Source organism: Erysipelatoclostridium sp. An15, from assembly GCF_002160675.1.
Lineage (GTDB): Bacteria > Bacillota_I > Bacilli_A > Erysipelotrichales > Coprobacillaceae > Thomasclavelia > Thomasclavelia merdavium.
The window spans coordinates 19,774-28,566 of the sequence record NZ_NFLA01000036.1 but is presented as its reverse complement, the minus strand read 5'-3'; the positions used below and the strand labels follow the sequence as shown (position 1 = coordinate 28,566).

Annotated in this window: 6 protein-coding genes; all 6 read right to left on the bottom strand. The window is 29.1% G+C overall.

The features are described from left to right. The coding region (gene polA, locus B5E92_RS11055) for a DNA polymerase I (protein WP_087302147.1) at window positions 1-2,366 on the bottom strand (2,366 nt) is incomplete at its 3' end. 15 nt (window positions 2,367-2,381) lie between these two features. Next, the gene (dnaE, locus tag B5E92_RS11050; protein WP_087302145.1) at window positions 2,382-5,435 is read right to left on the bottom strand and encodes a DNA polymerase III subunit alpha; all 3,054 of its coding nucleotides are present in this window, start codon (window positions 5,433-5,435) and stop codon (window positions 2,382-2,384) included. A gap of 61 nt (window positions 5,436-5,496) precedes the next feature. Further along, the gene (locus B5E92_RS11045; RefSeq protein WP_087302143.1) at window positions 5,497-5,802 is read right to left on the bottom strand and encodes a hypothetical protein; all 306 of its coding nucleotides are present in this window, start codon (window positions 5,800-5,802) and stop codon (window positions 5,497-5,499) included. Window positions 5,803-5,868: 66 nt separating this feature from the next. After that, window positions 5,869-6,114 (bottom strand): TIGR03905 family TSCPD domain-containing protein, encoded by a 246-nt coding sequence (locus B5E92_RS11040; RefSeq protein ID WP_087302142.1) that lies wholly within the window; start codon window positions 6,112-6,114, stop codon window positions 5,869-5,871. A gap of 15 nt (window positions 6,115-6,129) precedes the next feature. Then, the gene (gene rlmD / locus B5E92_RS11035) at window positions 6,130-7,446 is read right to left on the bottom strand and encodes a 23S rRNA (uracil(1939)-C(5))-methyltransferase RlmD (protein WP_087302140.1); all 1,317 of its coding nucleotides are present in this window, start codon (window positions 7,444-7,446) and stop codon (window positions 6,130-6,132) included. Between the two features lie 33 nt (window positions 7,447-7,479). After that, window positions 7,480-8,760 carry an HlyC/CorC family transporter gene (locus tag B5E92_RS11030; RefSeq protein WP_087302139.1) on the bottom strand — a complete coding sequence of 427 codons (1,281 nt, stop codon included), beginning with the start codon at window positions 8,758-8,760 and terminating at the stop codon, window positions 7,480-7,482. Window positions 8,761-8,793 lie beyond the last annotated feature (33 nt).

Sequence of the window (8,793 nt, the reverse complement as noted above, 5' to 3'; positions counted from 1 at the left end):
GGCGTATTCATCGCTAAACGTTTTCCTAATTCCTGACGCATATAATTTTTTTCATTAATTTCACGAATAAAACGTTTACGATTCAACATTGTCGTTACATAACCATGTTCTTTACAAAAAGCAATATTATTATCCATATAGGTCTTTATTTCTGGATAATTTTCAAAATAACTTTTAATAAATTCACGAGCCTGCGCTACACTTACTCCAATTTGTTCAGCTAAACCAAAATCAGACATACCATAAATAATTCCAAAGTTAACAGCTTTAGCATTTCGACGCATTGTACTATCAACTTGATCTTCTGGTACATTAAAAACTTCACTAGCAGTGTGGCGATGGATATCTTTATCTTCATTAAATGCTTTGATCAATGATTTAACATTAGCTAAATGAGCCAATACTCTAAGTTCGATTTGTGAATAATCAAAAGATACTAAATAATCATTTTCAGGTATAAACGCTTTACGAATCAATTTTCCTTCTGGAGTTTTAACAGGAATATTTTGTAAATTAGGATCAGTTGAAGACAATCTTCCTGTTTGCGTCAACGCCTGATTATAGATAGTATGAATTTTACCATCAACAAATACTTGATCTTGCAAACCAACTATATATGTTGAATATAATTTAGTTAATGTTCGATATTTTAAAACTTTATCAACGATTGGATGGAATTCTTTGATTTTATTTAAAATTTCTACTGAAGTCGAATAACCAGTTTTAGTCTTTTTACCATTTGGCAAGCCTAAATCAACAAACAATACTTCACCTAACTGTTTTGGTGAGGCAATATTGAATTCTTTACCAGCTAACTGATGAATTTCTTGTTCTAAAATTTTAATTTCACTACCAAATTGTTGTTGTAATTGTTTTAAAACATCTAAATCAATTTTAGCTCCTTGATATTCCATCTTAGCTAAAATTTTAGCAACAGGCATTTCAACATCTTTATACAATTCATATTGATTTTCATGTTTTAGTTTTTCAATTGCTTTATCTTTTAAACAATAAATTGCTTTAGCCTGTTTAATTAAATGATCAGCAACTTTACTTGTTTCGGGAACTTTCTTTTTAGCCCCTTTTCCATATACTTCTTCATCATAATAGACATCATAATATTCATAGTATTCACAAACACTACGAATTTCATCTTTTAAACTTGGATTTAAGATATATGATGCTAACTGTAAATCAAAAACATAATTATTAATTTCTAATCCATGCCATTTAGCAGCATTGATACATTTTTTAATATCATAGCCATATTTTTCAATTTCATTAGAAGCAATAAAATCTTTAAAATTAGCACAATTCAATGCATCTTCAATACCAATATAATAAGCTTCACTATCATTATAAACTGCAAATCCAACTATCATGGAGCGATGATAATTACTATCATAAACTCCAACGACTAAAGCACTATCACGCTTGATAACTGGTAAATTTTTTACTATTTCAACTGGAACTTCTTTAATTGGATTTGCTTCTTCATTATTCATAGACATTCTTTTTAACAATGAATTCATACCATAACGACGATAAAAATCAGCTAATTCATTATAATCATGTCCATTGTAACGATAATCTTCTAGATTAATATCTATTGGTACATCTTTGATAATTGTTGCAATTTTTTTCGATAACAACCCTTGATCAATATTATTACGGATTTTTTCACCCATCTTACCTTTTAATTCATCAAGATGATCATTTAAATTTTCAACAGTATGATATTGTTTTAATAACTTTAAAGCAGTCTTTTCACCAACACCAGGAATACCAGGAATATTATCAGATTTATCTCCCATCAAACCTTTTAAATCACGCATTTGATCAGGAATTAAACCATACATCTCTTTAAATTTAGCCGGTGTAATTTTTTCTAATTCACCAACTCCTTTTTTAGTTAAATAAACACTTATTTCATCAGTCACTAATTGCAACATATCTTTATCACTTGTAACAATGCTGACTTTAAAACGGTTTTTACTTGCAAGAGTAGCAATCGTTCCAATAACATCATCACCTTCATAGCCTTCAACTTCCTGGTATTTAATACCATGAGCAGTTAAATATTCTCTAATCATTGAAAACTGACATACAAGTTCATCTGGCGTAGCACTTCTAGTTCCCTTATAAACTTCAAACAAATCATTTCTAAATGTCTTTTTTCCATAGTCAAAAGCTACTACTAGATATTCAGGATTTCCTTTTAAAACACTTTCAAGCATATTAGCAAAACCAAAAACAGCATTAGTTGGAATTCCATCTTTATTCATCATTGAATTTCCCATTGCTGCCGTTGCATAATAAGCCCGATACAACAATGAATTACCATCTATTAATACTAATTCTTTCATCTATATATTCCTTTCTTAGCGTATATTTCTAGCTTGATTAATTACTAATGATAATTTATCACGATAATTAACTCTACCTTCGATTAAATAAATATTACCACGTACTAAAACCTTTTTTAAAGCCTGGAAATTAGAAGCAAAAACAACTCCATCAACTGTTCCGGTTTCATCACTTCCATCGACAAAACACATTTCTTGTCCTTTTTTATCAACAATTACTTTTACTCGGGTAACATTTAAGACCAATCGAACGTTTTGATTAATATATCTATTTAATTGATTTACGTCAACAATTTTAACATCTAAATTTTGTTTTATCAAAGCAATTGGATGCATCGATAAATAAACACCCAAAACCATTTTTTCTTCTTCTAAAACTTTCATTTTATTATCTTTGACAATTGTCAAAATTGGCGGTTCATCAATACCAATCGTATTTTTCAACTCGGCGTATTCCATGATTTTATGTAAATTTTCTTTGATGGTCATTCGATTTAATTTAAACTCATCAAATGCTCCAGCCATAATTAGACTTTCTAACATTTTACTATTAACCTTGCTTGCTTCCATTCGGGAAATAAAATCAAAAATATCTTTAAACAAACCTTTATTTCTTTGTTCAACAATCGCTTGATATCCAGCATAACCAACATTTTTTATCGCCATTAATGAATAACGAATATTACCATCTTCTACTTTAAAACGATTAGTTGAATAATTAATTGATGGCGGCAAAATTTTAATGCCATACTTTTTAGCTTCCTGGATACAATTAATTTTATTAGAATCACCACTTTGGCCATTTGATAACAAGGCACTAAAAAATTCTAATGGATAGTTAGCTTTCAAATAAGCTAAATAATAAGCAACATAACCATAAGCAACTGAGTGGGCTTTATTAAAACCATAATCAGCAAATTTTTCAATTAAATTATATATTTCTTCAACCTCATCTTGACTAAAACCATTAGCTAAACCACCTTCAATAAATTCATTGCGCATTGAATGCATCAAACTCGCCGTTTTTTTTGACATTGCTTTACGCAAGATATCTGCTTTAGCAAGCGAAAACCCAGCAACTCTTTGGGCAACTTGCATTATCTGTTCCTGGTATATCATAATCCCATATGTAGATTGTAAAATTGATTTTAAACAAGGTAATGGATAAGTAACTGGTTCTTTACCAGTTTTACGAGCAATATATAATGGAATATTAGCCATTGGTCCGGGACGATATAATGCTATTGCAGCAATCATATCATCTAAACAATCGCATTTCATTTTAACAAGCAAATTTTTCATTCCTGATGACTCTAATTGGAAAATCCCAAATGTTTCACCGCGACTTATCATTTGATAAGTTTTTTGATCATTAAAATCAATCTCATTAATATTTATTTTAATATTATAATTCTTTTCAATATCTTTGATTATATGATCAATCATCGTTAAATTCTTCAAACCTAAAAAGTCCATTTTCAATAAACCAGCATCTTCAATATAATCTTTAGAATACTGAGTAACAACACCATCATTTGGTCCTTTAACTAAGGGTACGATCTGATTTAACGGTTCATTTGATAAAACCACACCAGCAGCATGGGTCGAAATATTACGTGGTAATTTTTCAACAATAAAAACTGAAGGCATGATCTTAGATAAGGCCTGATCTTTATTAACCATATTTTGAAAATTATAAGATGTTTCATAAACTTCTTTTGCCGATTTTCGATTCTTAGAATCAGTCGGGATATTTTTAGCCAATAATTCTAAACGTGGCAATGGCACTTTTAATACTTTACCTAGATCTTTAATAGCCACCTTTGGTCCATAGGTTGAAAATGTAACAATTTGAGCCACATGTTGATGACCATATTTTTGAGCTACATATTCAACTACTTCATCACGACGATCATCTTGAAAATCAATATCAATATCCGGCATACTAATTCTTTCTTCATTTAAAAAACGTTCAAATAATAAATCATATTTTAAAGGATCAATATTAGTAATACCTAAAACATAAGCTACTAAACTACCAGCAGCAGAGCCCCGGCCTGGACCAACTATTATTTTATTTTTTTTAGCGTAACGCACATAATCAAAAACAATTAAAAAATAATCATCAAATCCCATTTTATTGATTACCTGTAACTCTTTGTTTAAACGTTCAAAATATTTATGTGGTACTTCACTACCTTTAAAACGTTTTTTTAAACCTACAAAGCATAATTGTTTTAAATATTCACTAGCCTTACCATTATTAGGAACTGGATATTTAGGCAAATACATGCAATCAGTAGGAATTGTTGCATTACATAAACTAATAATTCTATTAGTATTTTCAATATATTTTAAATCAAACATACTATCCATTTCATAACTAGATTTTAAATATAATTGATCTGTTAATACTTGATGATTTAATTCTAATGTTGTTTGTCTTGAAGAAGCTTGTAGTAAATCTAAAGTATAAGCTTCATCAGGTGTTAAATAACGTACTTCATTGGTTACACATATTTCAACATTTTCTATTGTCGCTAGTGCGATTAATTTTTCATTTAGTTTTTGTTGTAAAGCTAAATGATGATTTTGAATCCCGATAAAAAAGTTTTTAAAAGACTTTTTAAATAACTCTATATATTGGAGGGCTTGAGAATCTAGTTCTTTTAAAACAAGACGTTCAATAATTCCTTCTTTACAAGCTGAAATAACAAAAAGATGCTCTTGATGCATCGCTAAGTGTGATAATGGAATAGCTTTTTTATCACTTAGACAAATTTCACTAGTAATTTTTACCAAATCAAAGTATCCAGCAGTATCTTTAGCTAATAATAATAATGGATAAACTTCACTTTCAATTAAAACACTAGCTTCAATTCCAAATATTGGTTTAATTCCATATTTTTTAGCAGCTTTAAAAAACTCTATTGCCCCATACATATTGTCTTTATCAGTTAAAGCTAGTGCCTCAAAATGGAGATCACTAGCTTTCTTAACCAACTCATCGATCAATATAGTACTATTTTGAAAACTATATGAACTATAAACTTGTAAATGTCCTAGCATCATCTCCACATCCTTTCATACTGTTTCTATTATACCACTAAATAAGCTATTTAAAAAGATATTACAAAATTGCCCGAAATGAAAACAATATGATCATTATTGCTAAATAAAGACACAAACATAAATATAAGGTATTAAAAATATCCCAAGCCGGACAATTTAATAACCAGATTCGATAGGCATAAAGAATTAAAATATAGTAATGATATTGTACTTGTAAGACACAAAATTTCTTTTGCCAGCCAATAATAACAATTGATAATATTACTGCTAATAAATGAAAAGGAATAATCCACATTGGACATAATACTTGCATCAATAAGATTATTCCACAAATTAATTGTAATTTTTTTATTTTAATCAACATATAATCACCTATGATATTATATGTTAATTTAGCGATAAAATGAAAAGAAGTGGAAATCGCTTTCCACTATCTTGCGTTTTCTTTTAAAGCTTTAGCTAATTGATCAGGACAGCTTGTTGGTTTACTATTACAGCGAATCCCTTCTAAACGATCTATTACATCATTAACCTTCATACCTTTGGCCAATGCTGCTACACCTTGAGTATTTCCTGAACATCCCCCTACAAATTTAACACTATTTACAATGCCATCTTCAACATCAATAATAATTTGTCTTGAACATACCCCATGTGGCTGATATTTAATTTCCATTTACTTTTCCTCCTTCTATCTTGCTTTACGAACTAATTTTACAATCGTTGTCAAATAAGTATTATGACAAGATGTATCTAAACCAGCGATTCGTTCAATATCATAACTTTTATCCAACTCAGCAATATCTTTAGCTAATGATGAATGTGATTGACTAATATAAATAACTGTATTAAAACGTGCTATTTTAATTGTATTAATAATTCTTTCACTAATTTTTGTTCGATCACCATGAATAATCAAAGTATCATAAATTTTCTTTTTAGCGTGAGTTACTATTCTTTCATCTACTTTTCCAGCGATAAATTTAATATTATCACGATTTAAATACTTAGCATTTAATTTAGCATCTTCAATATGATATTTCTTTTCATCAATTGCAATAATTTCTTCCTGGTCTAAATTTAACTCTAAAAATCCTGCTTTACAATTAATTGAAATTATTTTCTGGCTATCTTTAACCATTGTTTTAACAATTTGATTTTCTTTCCACATCATATCAATATTTTCAGGTAATTTAGTTTTAATACCTACTAAATATTTTTTATCATCATGATACATTTCTAAACGTGATGACCCATATAACTTTGAATAACCAGTTTCATCAAACTCTTGATACTTAGATGTATTTACTGACATAAATATTCCAGCAACATATGGTAATTGACTGATCTGTTTAACTGTTTGATCACTTAAACCATCACGACCAGTAATGAAAACTAATTGAATTTTATCTTCAACTAATTTTACTTTTAAAAATCTAAGTCCTGTTTTAAATTTATCATTATAAACTCGACAATCTTCATTTGTAAGAATTGTTTCCAAATCATTCAAACATTGATTAATCAAAGGATGGTGTTTTAAACAGCGATTCATAACTGTTAAATACTTACTTTCACGTTGATAAATACCAAATGTGATTTTATCTTTAAATCGAACAACTGGTAAATTAACACTAGTAATATAACCAGTTTGTTTATCAGCTTTGATCACATCTTTAAAAACAGTTTTTGATAAATCATATTCACTATATTTTCTAATTGATTCTCGAACTGCTTCTTTTTTTTCTTTTAACTGTGATAAATAAGTCATATGCATCATATTGCAGCCTTGACAATTATCATATAGAAAACATTGTGGTTTAACTCGGTTTTTAGCCGGTTTTAAAATTTTCACTAATTTTCCTTCACTATATCCTCTATTTCTTTTAACAATATCTACAACAACTTCTTCTCCTGGTAATGCTCCAGGTACAAATACGATCTTACGATCTAAATAACCAATTCCTTCTCCATTGATCCCAACTTTTTTTATTTCAATATTTTTATTCATCCTACACATCTCCTTTAAAAAAGGAAAGCCATCTTAGCGATGCTCTCCTTCTTCCTCTTCTTCTAAAATAGTAACTTTTAATTGAGCAATCCTATTTTTATGCATTTTTACAATTCTAAATAAGACATTATCGATTTGAACTTCTTCATCAATTTCTGGCACTCCCGAAACTTCACCAAGAACTAAGCCACCAATCGATTCAAAATCCTCAGAATCAAAATCCGTTCCTACTTTATCATTAACTTCATTTAAATTCAAGCTACCATCAATTAAAAATTCATTTTCACTTAATTTAATTATCATATCGTCGTCTTCATCATCATATTCATCATCAATTTCACCAACAATTTCTTCGACGATATCTTCAAAAGTTACAATCCCGCTCATAACTCCATATTCATCTAAAACAATCGCTAATGAAACATGTTCTTTACGCATAGCGGCAAAAACATCGCCAACTTCATTAAATTCATAAACAACAAATGTATCACGCATGTAATCTTTAACTTCAAATTCATCTGGATCAATATTAAAGAATAATAAATCCTTTACATTTAATACCCCAACAATTTCATCAAAGCTTTCACTATGTACCGGATATCTAGAAAATTGTCCACGTTTATATATTTCCATTAATTCTTGATAACTACAATCATCAGGAATACTATCAACATTGATTCTCGGTGTCATAATCTCCTTGATTTCGGTTTCACCAAATTCAAAAACATTATGAATCATCTCTTTTTCTTCTTCTTCCAATACCCCTTCTTCATGACCAACAGTTACAATTGTTTTAAGATCTTCTTCAGTCATTGTCGGTCCATTATCCTTATTACCACCTAATAGTTTAATTATAAATCCAGTAATAATATTCAATAAAAAAACTACTGGTGTAAATATAAAACAAATGAATGAAACAAATCCCGACATAAACAGAGCTATTCGATCAGCATTTTTAGTAGCAAATGTTTTAGGTGTTATTTCTCCAAATACCAAAATCAACAAAGTAACTACCCCAGATGCTGCAGCAACTAATGAAGCTGAGTTACCAAAGATTGAAATAACAATTGAAGTAGTCAATGAAGACGCTCCAATATTAACTAAGTTATTACCAACTAAAATCGAACTATACAAACGATCTGTATTTGATAAAAGTTTTTCTACTTTTTTAGCTCGACGATCCCCTTCTTCAGCCAAATTACGCATCCTGATTTTATTTGCCGATAAAAACGCTGTTTCTGTACACGAGAAAAAACTAGATAAACATATTAAAATAATAAATACAACAATATTAACTATCTGACTCGGGTCCACAATTAATCATATCTCCTTATAAATAACATTGAT

Excerpts from the sequence above, each read along its gene's own strand:
- B5E92_RS11040 (WP_087302142.1), bottom strand. The coding sequence starts at position 6,114 with ATGGAAATTAAATATCAGCCACATGGGGTATGTTCAAGACAAATTATT.
- rlmD (WP_087302140.1), bottom strand. The coding sequence starts at position 7,446 with ATGAATAAAAATATTGAAATAAAAAAAGTTGGGATCAATGGAGAAGGA.
- dnaE (WP_087302145.1), bottom strand. The coding sequence starts at position 5,435 with ATGCTAGGACATTTACAAGTTTATAGTTCATATAGTTTTCAAAATAGT.
- B5E92_RS11045 (WP_087302143.1), bottom strand. The coding sequence starts at position 5,802 with ATGTTGATTAAAATAAAAAAATTACAATTAATTTGTGGAATAATCTTA.